We start from the raw sequence: 18169 nt of genomic DNA, 5'->3' as shown, positions 1-18169 counted from the left end.
CCAAAAAATTGTATTTAAAAATCATGTTAAATACAATTAATATATAACAATCAGATAATATTTAAGTTTTTTCAAATCAACTTTAAACGAGCTATTACTTTATTAGTTGGATTTATCCAATTTGTTGTTCTGTGTCTGATTTGAGTAAAAACACCTAATGTGCTCTAAATTTATTTCTGGCTATAGCATAATTATTCTCTAAATTCTTCTTATTTTTTTGAATCCTGTCAATAAATCTATAATTTCTTAATTTTTCTTATTTTTTAAATTTTTATATTTATTTAGTTTTTATTTTTATTAATTCCACTTTTTATCCATTATTTTTAGTTTTAAATAAATTTTCAAAATGAGATTTATTACATAATAACATATTACAATCAATTAATCGAACAACAATAGGATATGTGCTTAAAAATGCATGAAACTATTAAACTTTTTATTGAGATGCAAAGAGAATTTGGGGCAAAAAAACTACAGTGAAATACAATGAAGATTCCAAGAACATATTTTAATCTCAGATTCAGTGTATTTCTCAACAGAAAACCTTTATTATCCATCTATTAACAATGCCTAAAAAATTATCTGAAGCACATAACAATAAAGCACAGCAAAAAAAAACGAACTTGAAAAAAAAGTTCATCAAAAAAGAGTTAAAAATGGATATGGCTGTTCTTTTGGATATTTTATGAGTTTAATAAAAGTTAAAACTATGAAACATAGAAAACCCTATAATGAGGATAGTCTTCCAGACAACTGCATGTTGTATCATAAACAAGTATGCCAAAATCAACAAAAAATAAACTTATCACAGCACTCAAAAACAAATAAAAGAAGAAAAAACATCAAAAAACTAAATTATTAACATTGTTCTTAAAAAAAGAGATTTAAAGGAAGAATCAGGAATTCCTCCCTAAATTAGAAGTTTATTTAGAAGTATCTTTCTAAAATTCCTTCTAAGATTTTGTAGTGACGTCCTTCATCTTTGGAACTTTCTTTGAAGAAGTCAGTAGCGTCTTCAAGGTTTTCACTAGCTGCTTTTTCAGAAGCTTCTCTTTTTTCAGCATTAGCCATTTTTTCTCCTTCTAACATCATTTCAATGTTAGCTTTGAGATCATCTTTAATGATTCCGTTCATTTCACAGAATCTTGCTGCGTGTTCTGCTTCTTCCCAAGCTAATCTTTTGAATACTTCAGCTAATTCCCCATAACCAGACCTTGATGCTTGTCTAGACATAGCTAAGTACATACCTACTTCTTGGGTTTCTCCGTTGAAATTGTTTTGCACTTCTTTTTCTACTCCAGTACCAACAGTACTACCTATTTTATGTTCGTATTTAATCATAATAATAACCTCCAATTATTAGTAATTAATAAATTTATATTTCATATTTTATAATTCTTTACATGCTTTAGCTAAAGTTTTTCCTAACTCATAGCTGTCAATATTTTCTTCTTCAGTTGGGATGTAATAAATTTCTTGAGAGTCCACTACGTCAAATCCGTAATTTTCAAGTTTTTCAGCGAGTTTTTTAGCAGTTCCTCCTTTTCCACCCATGGAACCAAATGTGACAGCTTTTCTGTTAATGTTTGTTTTATCAAATCTAAGACCTTTTAAGTAGTACATGATGTCCCCAATACTTGGGTATGGTTCGTCATTAATGGTAGGATCTCCGATAGCTATTCCTTTACTGGTTAAAATACTTTTAACGATTTCACTTCTTTCATCTTCGTGCAAGTAGAATATTTCAACATCGTAACCTTCAGATATAGCACCTTCAGCTAATTCATGAGCCATTTTTTGGGTAGAGTAGTGCATAGTATCGTAGACAATTGTAATTTTGTCTTCACATACACCTTGTGCCCAGTCAGTATAAGCTCCGATAATTTTCATTGGGTCAGTCCAGATTTGACCGTGGGATGGTGCAATCATTTTGATTTGTTCAAGTAAACCTAATTCCACTACTTCGTTTAATTTTTTAAGAACAAGTTTGGAAAGTGGAGTGATTAAGTTAGCATAGAATTTTTGTGCAGCATCCATTAACACATATTCTGGAACTTCGTGGTCGAATCTTTTTGTGAAACATAAATGTTGACCGAATGCGTCATTTGGGAATAAAATTCCATCCTCTACAAGTAAGGTAAACATACTGTCAGGCCAGTGTAATAAGAATGCATCTAAAAATGCAAAGGTTCTGCCATCCATTTCTAAAGTGTCGCCTGTACCTACAGTAACAAATTCTGCACCTTCTAATGCAGGATAATGTTTTAAAAGACCTTTTACAGCAATTTCTGAACAGTAAATTGGTGCTTCAGGGAATCTTTTATGTAAATCTACAAGAACTCCTGAGTGATCTTTTTCAACGTGATTTTGAATAATGTAATCTACAACTACTTCATCTCTGCCTTCTTGTGCGAAAGCATCTTCAATACGTGCCATCATTTCTTGAGTTTTACCAGGGTAAGCATTATCAATAACAGCTACGTGGTCTTCACCAAATACAATGTATGCATTATAGGTTGTTCCGTCTAAAGTGTATCCATGGTAACTTCTTAAGTCCCAATCGAGTACACCAATCCAATATACTCCATCACCGATTTTTTGAGCATTTGCTTTCATTTGAATCGCCTTATATGTCTTTTTGAATTTTGTTTTATTTCATACGAATAATTCGCATGATTAAAATTGTATTATGTATGAACTAATATATAAATTTATTGGGTCTTTGATATATCCTTAAGTTGAACATTTTATAAATGAAGGGTTAATTTTATTAGATACGAATATTATATTATACTTATATAAATTTAGTTTGTTAGTATAGTTACAAACGGAGATATTTTTAATGATTAAACAAAAACCACTTCAGATATTTTCTAAAGATGCGGATATGGGTATTGATGTTGTTAAAAGCCCAGTCAAACTTACAATTTTGGAAATGCTTCGTAGCAATGACATGGAATTTGATGAAATTGTTAGAAATACGGGTAAATCAAAATCTACAATTTCTGTACATTTAAAAAGTTTACGGGAAGATGGAATAATCTCATACAGATTAGGCGAGTCAGACAGCAGAAGAAAAATTTTTTATTTAAATTCAAAATATCTTGGTTCTGTAGAAGTATCAAAGAAAAATGAAATTGAAGAAACAAGAGCTGAATATTTAATTGAGAATATTGTTGAAAATGATGGAGATTTTACAGTTTTATTATTTCATACTTTGAGATCAATGCTTATACAGGAAGGAATAAACATTGATCCGGTATTGCATTCTACAGGAATACGTATGGGTCAATCTTTATATAATAAGTTGTATGATGATGATTTGGAGGTGTTTATAGGAAATATTGCTGAATTTTGGGAAACCAAAGGTTTAGGTAAATTATCTTTTAAATTAGGTCAAATTATCAAAATCACAGCTGCGGACTGTTTTGAATGCGAATTACTTCCAAAAACAGGAAAACCTGCATGTTATTTGGATACAGGTATTTTTCAAGCATTGTTTAGTGAATTTTTCGGATTACCTGTTCGTGTAATCGAAATTCAATGTTGTACAATGGGTGATGAAAACTGTGTTTTTGAAGTTGAGCCTTTCAAACCTAAAGAAATTTAGTCATCTGTAAATTTGATTATAGTTGTTGTAAGGTATGGTTTTTCAGTTGAGAAACCTTCCACTATTTTTTCATTTTCTCTGGTACAATTTTGTACTGAAAATACTTCTTTAGGTCTGTTTTTTTCATCGATAGCTGATTCTAATTCTTTTGGATTTCTTGAAGCTTTCATTAAAACAATTGAATCGCTGTGTTCCAGGAAATTGTCTAGTCTGTCATCTATTTTTGGAACAATAGTTAATATGTCATTTTTTTCAACTAATGGTTCATTTTTAGCAGCTGCACAAGCAGTAAATGAAGTAATTCCAGGTATTGTTTCTATTTCATAATTATTAGCCAGTTTCTTTTGAGTATATGAATAAGTACTGAATATTGAAGGATCTCCAAGAGTTATAAAAGCCACATCCCTTCCGCTATCTAAATAGTTAGCTATTAATTCTGCAGCACTATTCCAATATTTTTCAAGCTCCTGTTTATCTTCAATCATTGGGAATAAAGGTTCTACAACCATTAATCTTTTATAATCCTGTCTTTTTTCTAAAATTGGTGTTACAATTGATAATGCTATACTTTTCTTTTCTTTTGCTGATTTTGGTGAGAATATTACTGGCACACTTTCTAAAACTTTAGCTGCCTTTAAAGTAAGTAATTCTGTATCTCCAGGTCCAACACCAATTCCAATTAACTTTCCTTTTTTCGCCATATTATCATCTTTATGATTTAATTTTTGTGAATATTAGTTTTCATATGCACTTCTATAGTTTATTTATAATATTGTTTATAATACACTTTTGTATTTGAAAAGTAGTAGGAATAATATTCATCTATTCTTATAAATAAAATTAGTATATAAAAATAAAATTTTAAAATTATTAAAATATATAATATATTTGGTGGTTTAAATGGCATATAAAGTTTTTATCAGCAGTAATATGGTCGAATTTAAAGAAGAAAGGGAAGCTATTGTAAGTACGATTGAAAACGATGATTTCCTTAATGATTTTTTTAAAGTTTTTGTCTTTGAAAATATTCCTTCTTCTGGACAATCACCAAATGATACTTGGAGAAAAAATGTTTTAGATTCAGATATTTATATTGGATTAATAGGGTCTGAATATGGAACAATATTAGACACGGGTTTATCTCCTACTGAAACAGAATATGATTTATTTAATGAAAAATCAAATGAGGTATTTATTTTTATAAAAGATTCTGTTAAAAGGGATGGTAAAATTGAAAAATTTATTGCTAAGATAAGTGATAATCACATATATAAACCATTTGGCACTATTGAAGTATTAATTAAAGAAATTAAAAAAAGTTTGACGCATTTTCTCCATAATCAGATAGTTGAAAATGATTTTGATAAAAGAATAATTGATTATTCAAGTTCTAAAGATATTGATATGGATTCTTATAATCTTTTTTTTAAATCGGTTAATAATAATAGTTTAAAACAATTAAAAGAAGAAAAAACTCCTGAGGAAATGTTAACTATAATTAATGCAGGTAGTATGAAAAATAATATATTTCATTTTAATAATGCTGGTGCGTTATTCTTTGCTAAAAATATCAATAAATTTAACATACCTCATGAAATCAAAATGGCTAAATTTAAAAATGGAACTAGGGCAGATATAATTGATAGAAAAAATTCATATAATACGTTAATTGATTTAATGGAGGATGTTCGATTATTTTTCAGTAGAAATACAAAAACTAGTTCGTGGTAGTAGGTATGGATAGGATAGACCTTAATGAGTATCCATTTGAAGTTGTAAGAGAAGCTATTGTAAATGCAGTAGCACATAGAGACTATAAAATAAATTCATCACCCATTACATTTTATATATATGATAATAGGATAGAAATTACAAGTCCGGGTAAATTAATTCCACCATTAACTATAGCCACTTTAGAGTCAGCTAATCCATTACATAGAAATAAAATAATATGTGATATATTTTCAAAAACAGGATATATGGAACATTATGGGACGGGTATTTCAAGAATGAAAAAAACCATGTTGGAGGAAGGTTTAAAAGAACCTAAATTTGAAGAAATGGGGGAATTTTTTAAAGTAACATTATGGGCAAGGGATGAAAATACTATTGATCCAGAATTATATAAAAATAATAGGAACCCTTTGGATAAATTAGGTTTAAATGAAAGACAAATAAAAGCATTTGCATTAATGGTTAATGAAAATAAAACTTTCACTATCAATAATTATTTAAATTGTTTTGAAATATCTAGAGTTACTGCTTCAAAAGATTTAAATAAATTAGAGAGTTTAAATTTGATTAATAAAGTAAAAAAGGGCAGATCTTACATATATTATGTTAAATAAAATTTTCCATAAAAAAACTTTGCATGAAACTAAAAAACTTTACATTAAACTTTACACTTTAAATTAAAAGTAGCTATTAATATTTTATGGTTAAGTGTATAAATTTTAATTTAATTAATCAGTTTTTTGTTTATTTTTTATAAGTATATAAATAATTTTTCTTTCTAATCAGTGGTGACTATTTCACATTCCTAATATTTTTTTAGTATTGGTAATATTATCATCTTTATGATTTAATTTTTGTGAATATTAGTTTTCATATGCACTTCTATAATTTATTTATAGTATTGTAACTAATATATTGTTTGATGTCTAATTCTATTTTTTGTCCAAATTGTGGTATGTTAAAAAGTAATTGTACTTGCAGTCATTCAAATAATGAGGTTTCTTCATCAGATGAGGATTCTGTTGATTTATTTAGCTTTCAAAAGCCAAGAACTTCTTCTATTTTAGATGATGAAATTCCTGAAGTTTATTCTATTGAAGATCATAGATTAAATGAAGATACAGTTTCATATCTTCAAGGAAAATGCCCTCACATTGAAAGGGACATAATTGAAAATTTCCCTTTTGAAACACCTAGGATGGGACAGCTGGATATTATACAGGATATTAATGATGCAATTCGTCAGGGATATAAATACATCGTTTTAGAAGCAGGAACTGGAACAGGTAAATCTGCAATAGCTACAACACTAGCTAAAATGTATGGTTCTGCTTATATTTTAACAATGACAAAACAGTTACAGGCCCAATACGCTGATGAGTTTGATTTCCCATTAGTTAAAGGTAGGCGGAATTTTGCCTGTTTAAATGATAATTTGGAGTCTACCTGTGATATGGGGACTTGTAAGACATCTCCAACTTCAAGTAACTTTTTTTGCCCATATGGAGTAGCTAAAAATCCAACTTTGGATGCAGAATTGGCTTTTGAAGATTCTCATGGCGGAACTATATTTTATCAGTCTGGCCAGCACTGCCATTATTGGAATCAAAAAGCAAATGCAGTCAATTCTCCAATTACTTTAATGAACTATGATTATGGAATTTTAGAGTTAAATTATGTAAAACATTTCGGTACAAGGTCTTTACTGATTTTAGACGAGGCTCACAATATTGAAAACAAATTAATGAATACAATGGAAGTTGATTTATTTAATCATAGTTTAGAAAAGGATATTAATAAGGTAATTTCTAAAGAAACATTGGAAGATGGCGAGATTGAAGATTGGATAATGGAAATTGCAGCTATTACAGAAAGCTATGAGGATATTAATATTAAAGATGTTTCTAAAAATAAGGCAGAAAGAATAAGATCAACTATTGGAAGACTTAAATCACTTAAAAATAACCTTGAAAAAGAACCTAAAAACTGGGTTATTGATTCTGATGAGAAAGGTGTTGAATTTAAGCCATTAAGAGTTCATCACTATGCTAATGATTATTTGTTAAAATATGGTGATGTTGTTATCTTTATGAGTGCAACTATTCTTTCCCATAAGATGTTTTCAAAATGGTTAGGTTTAAATCCTAATGAAGTGTATCATATTAAAGTTGACAGTCCATTTTCAAAAGAAAAAAGGCCTATTATTTTAGATTTGGCAGGTAAAATGTCTGCAAACAGAATTAAAAATACTGCACCTAAAACAATTCCTATTTTACAAAAGATTCTTGAAAAACATAAAAATGACAAAGGTCTGATTCATACTAACAGTTATAAATGTCAAAGATATATTAATCAGAATTTGCCTAATTCAAGGTTAATTTCACATACTTCAAAAAATAGGGAAGAAGTATTGAATTATTTTGAAAAAGATGAGAATCCTTTGGTTTTGGTATCTCCGTCAATGAGTGAAGGTGTGGATTTACCTTATGATAAATGCAGATTCCAGATTATTTATAAGATTCCTTTCCCTTATCTTGGAGATAAGCAGGTTAATATGAGACGTAAAAGAGACCAAAAATGGTATGCATATAAAACGGTAATGACTCTTATGCAGGCTTACGGTCGTGGAATGCGTGCAGAAGATGATTCATGTTATACTTATGTTTTAGATTCGGATATTAATATGATTCTTAAAAGCCCATTATACCGCTCTCTAATTCCTGATTTCTTTAAGGAAGCTATTGTTAGGCTTAAAGATTAAAACATTTTAAAAAAAAGTACGGACCTGGGGGGATTTGAACCCCCGACCTCAGGATCCGAAGTCCTGCGTCATTCCTGGCTAGACTACAGGCCCAGATTATATTTATTCTTTTTTATTTTTCTTTTTTGAATCAACAGAAACAATAGGAATTTCGTCTATTTCTTCAACATTTGAGAAAATATCATCAATAGATTCATTATCTAAACTAGCTTTTTCGTATTCTATTTCCTCAATTTCTTCTTGACTAAGTCCTTTTTCTTCTTCAGGTCTTTCTTTAGCTGGAGGAACATCATCTAATGTTGTCTGTTTGGTTTTGGTAGATTCATTTATTTTAGAAACAGGTTTTTTAAGGTTTTCTTTAAATTCACCAATGTCAAATTCTCCAATTTTGTAAGATTCTTTGTCTAATGGAATATTACTTTTTGGAATAATTTTTTCTTTTGGTTTTTTTATTTCTTCTTTTTCAGATTTTTCTTTATTATCTATATTTTTAATTGAATCCGCTAGTTTATCTACATGTTTAAATCCAAATATTTTGTATGCTCCTATTATTACAAATAATATTCCGAGTATTATAGTAAATACCATAATACTATTATGTTCTCCAGAGGATACATTATCAATAACCCTATCACTAGCTCCTGTAAACATAATAAGTGATCCAATAAGCAACAATATTCCTATAGCTAAACTAATTATTCCAATTATTGGTGTTCCACCTATTTTTGTATTTAATAAATTATCAAAACCTTCTGATATGCTTCCATCTAAATCAGAGGATTCGTCATTGTATTCTTCATTATCTTCAGAAAATTCAGTATCCTCTAATTTAGTTTTGATGATGTAATCTTCATTTATTTCTTTTTTTTCTAAATTTTCCCGAGGTGTTGAATCAGAATCAGGGCGATAAATAAATTCATCATTTATTTCGTATTCTTTGTCTGTGTCATGAAGGTATGCAAGCAATTCTTTATCTTCTTCATACTCTTCATCATCTTTTATGTCGAATACATCTTCTGAATTGTCATTAGGTTCGTTTATATCTTCATCTTTGACATTATTTAGCATATCCTTTAAATTAGAAATTCTATGCTCATTTTCTTTAGATTTTTTCATAAACTATCCTCTTAATCGTATTCTCTCCAGGTGTGTCCGCATTTAAGACACTTAAAGAAACGTGTTTCTGCTTCATCAGCACTACGGGTTTGTTGCAACCACCATGAAGCTTCTGTGTGACCACATTCTGGACAAACAGCTTTTGTAGTTGGGAGTGTATTTACATCTTCTCCTTTTTCAATAACATTATCAGTTTCTTTAATTTTTTCATTAACATTATATTCAGATTTATCTTCAGATAATTTTTTAGTATATCCGCAACTACATTTTAATTCATTATCTTCTGTTGGAAGTAACATTGATCCACATTCAGGACAAAATTCCATATTTTTTAACCCCTTATATATTTTTTCTCATTAAAACTTTTATAACATTTTAAATTATATTCTTAAGTTATTTATATTTTTACTATTTTTTAACATTGAAATTTACTTGAAACGGCCTTTAAACAATCTTTAATAATTTTTTCATGGTCGAAAGCAAGTTCAATGTTGGCCAAATCTTTTTGGGAAAAAACACCTATTTCACAAGCATCACTATCTGCTTTTTTATTATCCATATTTCCTTTAGCTATATATGCTATGGTTATTGTGTGTCCGCGGGGGTCTCTGTCCGGTTTTGAGTAAACATTAACTAAATCTATTAATTCTACATCAATACTGGTTTCTTCTTTAGCTTCACGAATAGCTGCTGTTTCCACACTCTCACCATATTCTACAAAGCCTCCGGGAAGCGCCCAATAATTTTTAAAAGGATCATTTTTTCTTTTAATAAGAATAAAATTAGTGTTGTCATCAAAAATAAAAATGTCTGTGGTTAATGAAGGAATTTTATAATTTTTCATCATATCTCCCTCAAAAATAAAATAAGTTTTTATTGAAGTTATAAGGTTTCTTCAATAAGTTTTTTAAAGTCTGCAGCATCATCTTTAAGTTGGCTAGCTGCTTTTTTTAATACTTTTCTAGGTCTTTTTCCTCTTTTTGTTTTGATGGTCATATCTGGTTCACCAGTAAGAGGATGATCAATATTGTAAACAGCATATTCGACATCATTATCTTGCATTAAGATGTGTCTAAGTGCATTACATACTCCGTGGCTTTCGCCATGTACAATAAATTCAAGTTCTAATGTTTTATCTTCAATAATTTCAATATTGGTATTGTTATCCATCATATCAACCTTAATTAGCTATTAACATAATTTATAGAAACTTCACGTTTTTCTTTTTTATTACATGTTCTACATTGGACTTCATTTTCTTTTTGTGTGGTGTTCATATAATCTCTGCAACGAGTACACATTGCTTTTAATACTCCACAATCTTCATCCACTGTAGCTAAATCAACATTATCTCCAGTAATTTTCACTACTTTTGCTTTTATAATGTCTCCAATTCTAAAAGCATCTGTTAATTTGTCTAAATATCCTGATTTTGCTTGGGATATATGAATTGCACCCATATATGGAAGTGCTAAAGGTCTACTACTATTTGTTAAACAATCAATATTTACATTAGCTCTTTGAGTTTTTATATCTGTGATTTGTCCGTAAACGGTGTCACCTATTTTTAAAAGAGCTGGTTGGCCAGATTTGGCTTTTACAGTAATAGTCCTCATTTTTGAATCAATTTGAACATTTCCTAATACTGATGATTTAATCTCGCCGTTATCTTCATAGGTACCTTTTCCAAGTAAATATTGCTCAATTATCCCTAGTTTATCTCCAGGCATTACGAATGCCCCGTTTTTTATACTCATAATCAAATCACCAAAATAAGGAATTATTAATATTAATATAATAATTTTATTTTTATTAATATTTAAAACTATTTGTACCTTTCATGGAATAAAATTTCATCTAATTGGTACTTTTCCCATTGTCTTTTGTTTAAAACTATTTCAAGTTCCTGTGGTGTTAATAATGGTTTTTTATACATTTGGGAATCATCAATGGCTATTCTTGGACAAGCTGAAACAACAAATGCATCTAATTCCATATAAGGTAATAATATCTCTGGATTTATATTGTCTGCCATTATGATATAGGCTTCCATGTTATTGTCTTCCAGAATTTTCTTAATTTCTTTAGCTAGTTTCATTCTGTACTGCCCTTCCTTGGAAGAAACTAATATTCCCCATTTTTTAGCTTCTTTTGCTTTTGTAATTCTTGCAAATCTGATTCTTAATATTCTGTCTGCAAAAGCACTTATATCTCTTATTTCACTGTTATATGGGTCTAGGGCTAATACTGGTGATTTGGTAAATAAATAGATTCCTAAAGGGTGGAAATTTCCACTACCTACAAATAAGTAAACTTCGGCATCTAAGTTTTTAATTGATGAGAAATTACACCCTAAAACCTGTCCTTTTTTGGTATTTTTAGATGATCCAAGAACTACCTCTTTGCCATTGTCTTCTAAATAGTCTTTAATTTCATTTAACAAATGTAGATGTTGAGTTGTAGTTACAAGAGCTATTTTTGAATAGTCTTCTAACTTTTCAAGACATTTTTCAAGGTCTTTTTTGATATCAATATTAGAAAAAGCTTCTATGAATAATGTTGGTACTTCATATTTTAATGGAAGGGGGGTGTGGCCATAATGAACGATTAAATCAACAGAACCTTTCATTTTGTAATCGCTAACGTCGCATGCTCCAAAACATGGGTCTCCAGAAATTATCACTGTTGCTTGAGTTTGTGATTCAATAGCTTTTGCTATTTTAACAGCTTGCATTTTAAGGCCTTCCGGAAATTGAAGACCTACAGTTCTTGCTCCTTTTTTATTGATTTTTCTTATGACTTTGTCCAAGTCCATATTATACATTGACATTTTAATCTGCAATGGTTTTTTCAATAACTACTTTGCCGTCAATTACATCTAATTTTACAACTGAAAATATTGGGATGCCAGTTTCTTTTTCAACTAATTTTTTACCTTCACCTTTTTCAATAACAGCTACTGCAGCTTTTATGTCTATATTCAATTCTTTTAGCGCATTTAAAGTTGAAATTAAGGTTCCACCAGTACTTACAACATCATCTATTAAAAGAATTTTTTCCCCTTCTTTTAAATCGTTTATGTATAATTTAGAAGATCCGTAGCCTGTTTTCTGACTTATTTCTTTTTCTCCTTCAAGTCCATATTGTCTTTTACGGATAATTACAAATGGAATGTCGGTAGCTAAAGATAAAGCTGTAGCTAAATGTATTCCCATAGCTTCAATAGCAACTATTTTATCAATATCCATATCAACATGTTCTTTCACCACATTTGCTAATTCACGAAGCATTGAAGGTTTCATAGTTGGGACTCCATCACTTATAGGATTAACAAAATAATTATAATCTCCTTTTTTAACAATAGGAGAAGCTTCTAAAGATTTTTTAACTTCTTCTAACATTTATCTCACACAAAAATTTAAAAATTAAATTAAATATAATATATATTTAATATAAAATTTAATATAAATTTTTCTTAAAAAATTAATTTTAATCGTGTGATATTATGGCGATGCTTGGAAATTTAGGTGAAAATCTTACTAAAACCATGAAAAAATTAGTAGGGATGTCAGTTATTGATAAAAAAACAATAAAAGAAGTTGTAAAAGAAATACAACGTGCTTTAATTCAATCTGATGTTAATATCGCTTTAGTTTTAGATTTATCCAAAAAAATTGAAAGTAGGGCTCTTGAAGAGGAACCTCCGAAAGGTATTACTCCAAGGGAATATGTTATAACAATTATTTATGAAGAGATGGTAAATCTTTTAGGTGGTGACGCAGCAGGATTGGATATTGATGTTAAACCTTATAAAATTTTATTCTTAGGTTTGCAAGGTAGTGGTAAAACAACTACTATTGGTAAATTATGCAGATATTTACAGAAAAAAGGTTTCAACCCTGCTGTTGTATGTACAGATACATGGAGACCTGCTGCTTATGAACAATTAAGGCAATTAACTGAAGAAATGCAAGTGCCTCTTTACGGAGATCCTGACAATAAAGATGCTCTTGATTTAGCTCAAAAAGGTTTAAAAGAGTTTAAAAATAGGAAAGTTATTATTTTTGATACTGCAGGAAGACATAAACAGGAAGAAGACTTAATTGCTGAAATGGATACTTTGGATGATATTATCCAACCGACTGAATCTATTCTTGTAATTGATGGAACAATTGGTCAGCAAGCTGGTGAACAGGCTAAAGCATTCTCACAAGCAACAGATGTTGGTTCTATAATTATTACCAAACTCGACGGTTCAGCTAAAGGTGGGGGAGCAATGTCTGCAGTAGCTGAAACTGGTGCTCCAATTAAATTTGTCGGTACTGGTGAACGTATTGATGATTTTGAATTATTTGATCCTGAAAGGTTTATTTCAAGATTGCTTGGAATGGGTGATATTCAAAGTCTTATAGAAAAAGCTGAAGACAACATTGATGAAGACATGGCTGAAAAAACCATGAAAAACATGATGTCCGGTAAATTCACATTGGTGGATATGAAAAACCAATTTGAAATGATGAACAGTATGGGGCCAATGCAGCAAGTTTTAAGTATGATTCCTGGACTTGGAAATAAAGTATCTAAAGAAGCATCTAAAATGACGGAAGATAAAATTGAGGGATATAAAATCATAATGTCCTCAATGACTCAAAAGGAAATGGAAAATCCGAAGTTAATTAAACAGTCACGTATTAAAAGAATAGCTATGGGTTCAGGTGTTGAAGAAGCAGAAGTCAGAGACTTATTGAAATATTATAACAATACTAAAAAGACTATGAAAGGTATTGGAAAACGTGGACGCTTTGGTAATGGCTCAATGAACCGTATGATGGGTCACTTCATGAAATGATTAATATGTATGATTTAGCCAAAAAAATATTAGCAGAAACTGACGGTCAAATTTGCAAACACTGTTTAGGGCGTAAACTTTCCCATATTGTAGATGGCAGGGATAATATAAATCGTGGTGAAAAGATATTTGAAGATTTGGAAATCCAGGAGCCTGAAGAATGTGTGATTTGTGGTAATATATTTGATAAAATCAACGATGACCTGTTTAAAAAAGTTTATGACAAAATTGACTTTTTAGATATAGAATTTGATACTTTTCTTGTAGGATCCAGAATTGATAAGCAAATTAAAACCCGTGATGATGAATTAAGTGAAAAATTTGATTTAGATGTTGAACCGATTAAAAAAGAAATAAATAGAATAATTGGTCGTGAAATTGAAAAAACTTTAGAAAAGGAAGTTGAATTTGAAAAACAGGATATTGTAATTAATGTTGATTTAAGAAAAGAACCTAAAGTTAGAATTCAAATTAATCCTCTTTTTATTGAAGGGAAATATAACAAATTAGTCAGGGGAATTCCTCAAACAAAATGGCCATGCAGCAAATGTAATGGAAAAGGATGTGAAGAATGTAATTTTACAGGCAAGCAATATGCCGAATCTGTAGAAGAATTATTGTCTGAGCATATTTTGGAAGCTACAAATGGCTGGCAGGCTAAATTCCATGGTGCGGGTCGTGAAGACATTGATGTATTGATGTTGGGTTCTGGAAGACCTTTTGTTCTTGAAATAAAAGAGCCTAAAATTAGAAAAATTGATTTGCCTGCTTTGGAAGAAAAAATAAATAAAATAAATGAGGGAAAAACAGCTTATCATAATTTAAAATTCTGTGAACGGAACAGAAAAGCAGAAATTAAAGTATCTTCAAGTGATGCTTATAAAATTTATAAAGCATTGGTAAAATGCGATAAGCCTTATGACAAGGACAAATTAGCTACTTTAAACAATTTGGATGAAATTCATCAGCAAACACCTTTAAGAGTAATTCATAGGAGAGCTGATAAAGTAAGAATTAAGCATGTTCATAATGTTTCCTGCGAAATAATTGATGATACTACTTTTGAAATGACTGTTAAAACAGAAGGCGGTCTGTATATTAAGGAATTAATTTCCGGTGATGAAAACAGAACCGAACCTAATGTCGGCGAAGTTTTAGGAGTTAAATCTATTTGTGAACAGCTGGATGTTGTAGAAGTAAGTGAAAAATAGGAGAAATAATAATGGGTAAAGAGTTTACACACCTTACAGACAGTGGAGTACATATGGTTGAAGTTGGCCAAAAGCCGGATCAAAAAAGATTAGCTATAGCTAGTGGAAAAATACATTTAGATGAAAATACCATTAAAATGATTCAAAATGAAGAAATTAAGAAAGGAAATGTATTAACTACTGCTCAAATAGCTGGAATTCAGGCAGTTAAAGGCACTTCTTCAATTATTCCGCTCTGTCATCCGTTAAGTTTAACTGGGATTGAAATAGATTTTGATGTTAAATCAACTGAAATAACTGCAACATGCAGTGTTAAAACATTAGGAAAAACTGGTGTTGAAATGGAAGCTTTAACTGGTGTAAGTGTTAGTTTGCTTACAATATGGGACATGGTTAAGGCAGTTGAGAAAGATGAAAACGGACAGTATCCTGATACAAGAATAAGTGACATTTGCGTAATTAAAAAAGAGAAAATCTAAAGTTTATATACTATGAAAAAAATAAATATAGTCAATTATTTTTATAAATTAATTTGAAGGGAGTTTATTATGTCAAAAAAGAATGATAAAATTAGCATGCCTCAAACTGGTGCTGGTTTAGTAAGATATTTTGATGAAGAAAGTGTAGGTCCAAAACTTTCTCCTGAACATGTTATAGTTATTACAGTTATTTTAGCTATTTTCTGTTTTGTTTTAAGATTCTCTGGATAAAATCCAGACTTTTTTCTTGTTTTTTTTAAAAAAACAAGCTATTTTTTTATATTTAGGTAATTTAAATGTTAACTAAAAGAATTATTCCTTGTTTAGATTGTGATTTACAGGTTCCTGAAGGAAGAGTTGTTAAAGGTGTGGAATTTAAAGAAATTAAATATGCTGGAAATCCTGTAGATTTAGCTACCCGTTACTATGAAATGGGTGCTGATGAAATAGTTATTTTAGATATTACTGCATCTTATGAAAGAAGAGCGACAATGGCTGATGTAATTGATCGTTTAACTGAAAATGTTTTCATACCTATTTGTGTAGGTGGGGGAATTAGAAAAGTTGAAGATTATACAAAAATGCTAAAAGCAGGGGCAGATAAATGTTCTACAAATACTGCAGCTATTAAAAATCCGGAATTGCTTACTGAAGCTTCTAAAGTTGTGGGTTCTCAGGCTGTTGTTGTTGGAATCGATGCAAAAAGACGATATGTAGATGATCCGTCAGATGCTCCAGATAAAAATGTTGTAGAAACTGATGAAGGATACTGCTGGTTTGATTGCAGTATTTATGGCGGAAGGGAATTTACTGGTATGGATGCTATAGACTGGGCAGCTAAATGTCAGGAATTAGGCGCTGGTGAAATTCTTTTAACAAGTATGGATGGTGACGGAACTAAAGAAGGATATGACATTGCTCTAAATAAAGCTATTAATGATGCAATTGATATTCCTGTAATAGCTAGTGGTGGGGGAGGAAATCCGGCACATATTTTAGAGGTATTTCAAAAAACTGATGTTAGTGCAGCTCTTGCAGCGAGTATTTTTCATTTTAACCAGTATTCAATCAGTGATGTTAAAGAATACTTAAAGGAAAATAACATTTCTGTGAGATTATGATAATTAAAGCTCCTGTTGACCTGAATTTAACTCAAAATTCAGGCCAAACATCTCAACCTCCCTGGAAATTAGAAAGTAATGTTTACTCTGATGTTGTTGTAGTGGATAATAATGCAGTTTTATTTCAAGTTAAACAGGAAGGAAATAATTTGGAATTTGATTTTGTTGGAGATATTTCTAATAAGGAAGCTACCAATAAAATAAAGACTATTTTTGATTTGGATTTCAATTTAAATAAATTTTATAAATATTTAAATAATCAGCCGGAATTAGCTGACATGACTAATTTTTGCAGAGATTTAAGATTATTTTTAGCTAAAGATAAATTTGAATGTGTAATTTCTTCAATATGTTCTGCAAATAATTCAATAGTCAGATGGACAAAATCCATTGATGATATTAAAAAATCATGGGGAAATAAATTCACTTATTTGGGAAAAGACTATTTTACATTTCCTGATGTTTCTGCTCTTAAAAATGTATACTGTGATGATTTAGAAGAGCTGGAATGTTGCAGCAATCTGAATAATCCTGATGAATGTATTAATAATTTAAAAAGCTGCGGTGTGGGATATAGAGCTCCATACATGAAAAAAGCCAGTGAAATTTTTACACTTGAAATGGACCTGGAGGATATTTCAAAAATGTCTTATGATGAGGCATTTAACACAATACTGAAAGTTCCTGGTGTTGGACCTAAAGTAGCTGACTGCATACTGCTTTACGGTTTTAATTTTAGACAGGCTTTTCCCAGTGATGTTTGGATTAAACGTATAGTTTCTTATCTTTATTTTGATGGTAATGATGTTGATGTTTCTAAAATAAGGGAATTTGGCATGGAAGAATTTGGAGATTATGCAGGATATGTTCAATTATATTTATTCCATTATGCCAGAATGTCTGGTTTAATGAAAAAACTTAAGGGGAGGTGATGCTATGAAGATAAAGTATGTTACGATTATTGTAGATGATATGGATAAGTCTATTGAGTTCTATACAGAAGTTTTAGGTTTTGAAGTTGATGATGTATTTGATTTGCCCGGCGGAAAAATTGTACTGCTTAGCAACGGAGATGAAACGGGTTTTGAATTAATACAGAACAGCACATTTAAAACAGGTTTTTATTCTGTAGGTTTGGATGTTGAAGATATCCATAAGGAAATGGAAAATTTCAGGAAAAACAATGTTGAAATAGCCATGGAACCTACCAGAATATCTGTTGGAATCATGGCAAGGGTTATTGACCCGAATGGTGTTAATATAGTTCTAATTCAGCACGGAGCTTAGA

22 protein-coding genes and 1 tRNA gene are annotated in these 18169 nt (G+C 30.1%); 12 read left to right on the top strand and 11 right to left on the bottom strand.

All coding sequences use genetic code 11. The features are described 5' to 3' along the window. The first annotated feature begins 566 nt into the window (after window positions 1-566). The gene (locus K4897_RS09125) at window positions 567-689 is read left to right on the top strand and encodes a hypothetical protein (RefSeq protein ID WP_256468726.1); all 123 of its coding nucleotides are present in this window, start codon (window positions 567-569) and stop codon (window positions 687-689) included. A 238-nt stretch (window positions 690-927) separates the two neighbouring features. Here K4897_RS09125 and K4897_RS04595 read toward each other — a convergent pair whose 3' ends face one another. Further along, window positions 928-1341 carry a ferritin family protein gene (locus K4897_RS04595; RefSeq protein ID WP_250416929.1) on the bottom strand — a complete coding sequence of 138 codons (414 nt, stop codon included), beginning with the start codon at window positions 1339-1341 and terminating at the stop codon, window positions 928-930. A 48-nt stretch (window positions 1342-1389) separates the two neighbouring features. Continuing rightward, window positions 1390-2616 (bottom strand): FprA family A-type flavoprotein, encoded by a 1227-nt coding sequence (locus tag K4897_RS04590; protein WP_004032564.1) that lies wholly within the window; start codon window positions 2614-2616, stop codon window positions 1390-1392. 226 nt (window positions 2617-2842) lie between these two features. Here K4897_RS04590 and K4897_RS04585 point away from each other — a divergent pair, with 226 nt between their 5' ends. Continuing rightward, window positions 2843-3610, top strand: coding sequence for a V4R domain-containing protein (locus tag K4897_RS04585; RefSeq protein WP_250416927.1), 768 nt, complete (start codon window positions 2843-2845; stop codon window positions 3608-3610). Here the strand turns inward: K4897_RS04585 and cobI are convergent. Next, window positions 3607-4311, bottom strand: coding sequence for a precorrin-2 C(20)-methyltransferase (gene cobI / locus K4897_RS04580; RefSeq protein WP_094516347.1), 705 nt, complete (start codon window positions 4309-4311; stop codon window positions 3607-3609). The two genes, K4897_RS04585 and cobI, sit on opposite strands and share 4 nt — an antisense overlap. A 199-nt stretch (window positions 4312-4510) precedes the next feature. Between cobI and K4897_RS04575 the strand changes: the two genes are divergently transcribed. The 3 genes from K4897_RS04575 to K4897_RS04565 all read left to right on the top strand — a co-directional run bounded on the left by K4897_RS04575 (window position 4511) and on the right by K4897_RS04565 (window position 8105). Beyond that, entirely contained in the window at window positions 4511-5341 is an 831-nt protein-coding gene (locus K4897_RS04575) for a DUF4062 domain-containing protein (protein WP_094516348.1), read from the top strand. A gap of 5 nt (window positions 5342-5346) precedes the next feature. After that, complete coding sequence (locus K4897_RS04570) at window positions 5347-5958, top strand: ATP-binding protein (protein ID WP_250416925.1); 612 nt, start codon at window positions 5347-5349, stop codon at window positions 5956-5958. 308 nt (window positions 5959-6266) lie between these two features. Then, complete coding sequence (locus K4897_RS04565) at window positions 6267-8105, top strand: helicase C-terminal domain-containing protein (protein WP_250416923.1); 1839 nt, start codon at window positions 6267-6269, stop codon at window positions 8103-8105. Window positions 8106-8124: 19 nt separating this feature from the next. Here K4897_RS04565 and K4897_RS04560 read toward each other — a convergent pair. The 8 genes from K4897_RS04560 to hpt form a co-directional block, all read right to left on the bottom strand. After that, a tRNA-Arg gene (locus K4897_RS04560) sits at window positions 8125-8198 on the bottom strand. A gap of 9 nt (window positions 8199-8207) precedes the next feature. Continuing rightward, window positions 8208-9221: a topoisomerase IV gene (locus tag K4897_RS04555; RefSeq protein ID WP_019265240.1), complete on the bottom strand. Its 1014-nt coding sequence runs from the start codon at window positions 9219-9221 to the stop codon at window positions 8208-8210. Between the two features lie 11 nt (window positions 9222-9232). Beyond that, on the bottom strand, window positions 9233-9547 hold the full coding sequence (locus tag K4897_RS04550; protein WP_019266911.1) for a transcription factor S: 315 nt from the start codon (window positions 9545-9547) through the stop codon (window positions 9233-9235). A gap of 89 nt (window positions 9548-9636) precedes the next feature. Beyond that, entirely contained in the window at window positions 9637-10065 is a 429-nt protein-coding gene (locus K4897_RS04545) for an NUDIX hydrolase (RefSeq protein WP_019265242.1), read from the bottom strand. 38 nt (window positions 10066-10103) lie between these two features. Further along, a complete protein-coding gene (locus K4897_RS04540; RefSeq protein ID WP_019265243.1) occupies window positions 10104-10394 on the bottom strand; it encodes a DNA-directed RNA polymerase subunit L in 291 nt (96 codons plus the stop codon). 11 nt (window positions 10395-10405) lie between these two features. Continuing rightward, complete coding sequence (locus tag K4897_RS04535; protein ID WP_019265244.1) at window positions 10406-10978, bottom strand: exosome complex RNA-binding protein Csl4; 573 nt, start codon at window positions 10976-10978, stop codon at window positions 10406-10408. 68 nt (window positions 10979-11046) lie between these two features. Next, on the bottom strand, window positions 11047-12051 hold the full coding sequence (gene dph2 / locus K4897_RS04530; RefSeq protein WP_019265245.1) for a diphthamide biosynthesis enzyme Dph2: 1005 nt from the start codon (window positions 12049-12051) through the stop codon (window positions 11047-11049). A gap of 1 nt (window position 12052) precedes the next feature. Further along, window positions 12053-12622, bottom strand: a complete 570-nt coding sequence (gene hpt / locus K4897_RS04525) for a hypoxanthine/guanine phosphoribosyltransferase (RefSeq protein WP_019265246.1) — start codon at window positions 12620-12622, stop codon at window positions 12053-12055. Between the two features lie 104 nt (window positions 12623-12726). Between hpt and K4897_RS04520 the strand changes: the two genes are divergently transcribed. The 7 genes from K4897_RS04520 (at window position 12727) to K4897_RS04490 (ending at window position 18168) form a co-directional block, all read left to right on the top strand. After that, on the top strand, window positions 12727-14070 hold the full coding sequence (locus K4897_RS04520; protein ID WP_019265247.1) for a signal recognition particle protein Srp54: 1344 nt from the start codon (window positions 12727-12729) through the stop codon (window positions 14068-14070). Then, complete coding sequence (locus tag K4897_RS04515; protein WP_250416921.1) at window positions 14067-15281, top strand: tRNA pseudouridine(54/55) synthase Pus10; 1215 nt, start codon at window positions 14067-14069, stop codon at window positions 15279-15281. Before K4897_RS04520 ends, K4897_RS04515 begins: the two co-directional genes overlap by 4 nt. Window positions 15282-15292: 11 nt before the next feature. Further along, a complete protein-coding gene (gene moaC / locus K4897_RS04510; protein ID WP_019266914.1) occupies window positions 15293-15760 on the top strand; it encodes a cyclic pyranopterin monophosphate synthase MoaC in 468 nt (155 codons plus the stop codon). Between the two features lie 69 nt (window positions 15761-15829). Further along, the gene (locus K4897_RS04505; protein ID WP_004032550.1) at window positions 15830-15991 is read left to right on the top strand and encodes a preprotein translocase subunit Sec61beta; all 162 of its coding nucleotides are present in this window, start codon (window positions 15830-15832) and stop codon (window positions 15989-15991) included. Window positions 15992-16056: 65 nt separating this feature from the next. Beyond that, entirely contained in the window at window positions 16057-16881 is an 825-nt protein-coding gene (gene hisF / locus K4897_RS04500) for an imidazole glycerol phosphate synthase subunit HisF (protein ID WP_019265250.1), read from the top strand. Further along, window positions 16878-17813 carry a DNA glycosylase gene (locus tag K4897_RS04495; RefSeq protein ID WP_250416919.1) on the top strand — a complete coding sequence of 312 codons (936 nt, stop codon included), beginning with the start codon at window positions 16878-16880 and terminating at the stop codon, window positions 17811-17813. Before hisF ends, K4897_RS04495 begins: the two co-directional genes overlap by 4 nt. 4 nt (window positions 17814-17817) lie before the next feature. Then, window positions 17818-18168 carry a VOC family protein gene (locus K4897_RS04490; RefSeq protein ID WP_250416918.1) on the top strand — a complete coding sequence of 117 codons (351 nt, stop codon included), beginning with the start codon at window positions 17818-17820 and terminating at the stop codon, window positions 18166-18168. Window position 18169: the final 1 nt, after the last annotated feature.

The sequence above is a fragment of the Methanobrevibacter sp. TLL-48-HuF1 genome, from assembly GCF_023617305.1.
Classification (GTDB): Archaea; Methanobacteriota; Methanobacteria; order Methanobacteriales; family Methanobacteriaceae; genus Methanocatella; species Methanocatella intestini.
The sequence above is the reverse complement of the archived record's forward strand: the minus strand, read 5'-3'. Positions and strand labels throughout refer to the sequence as shown.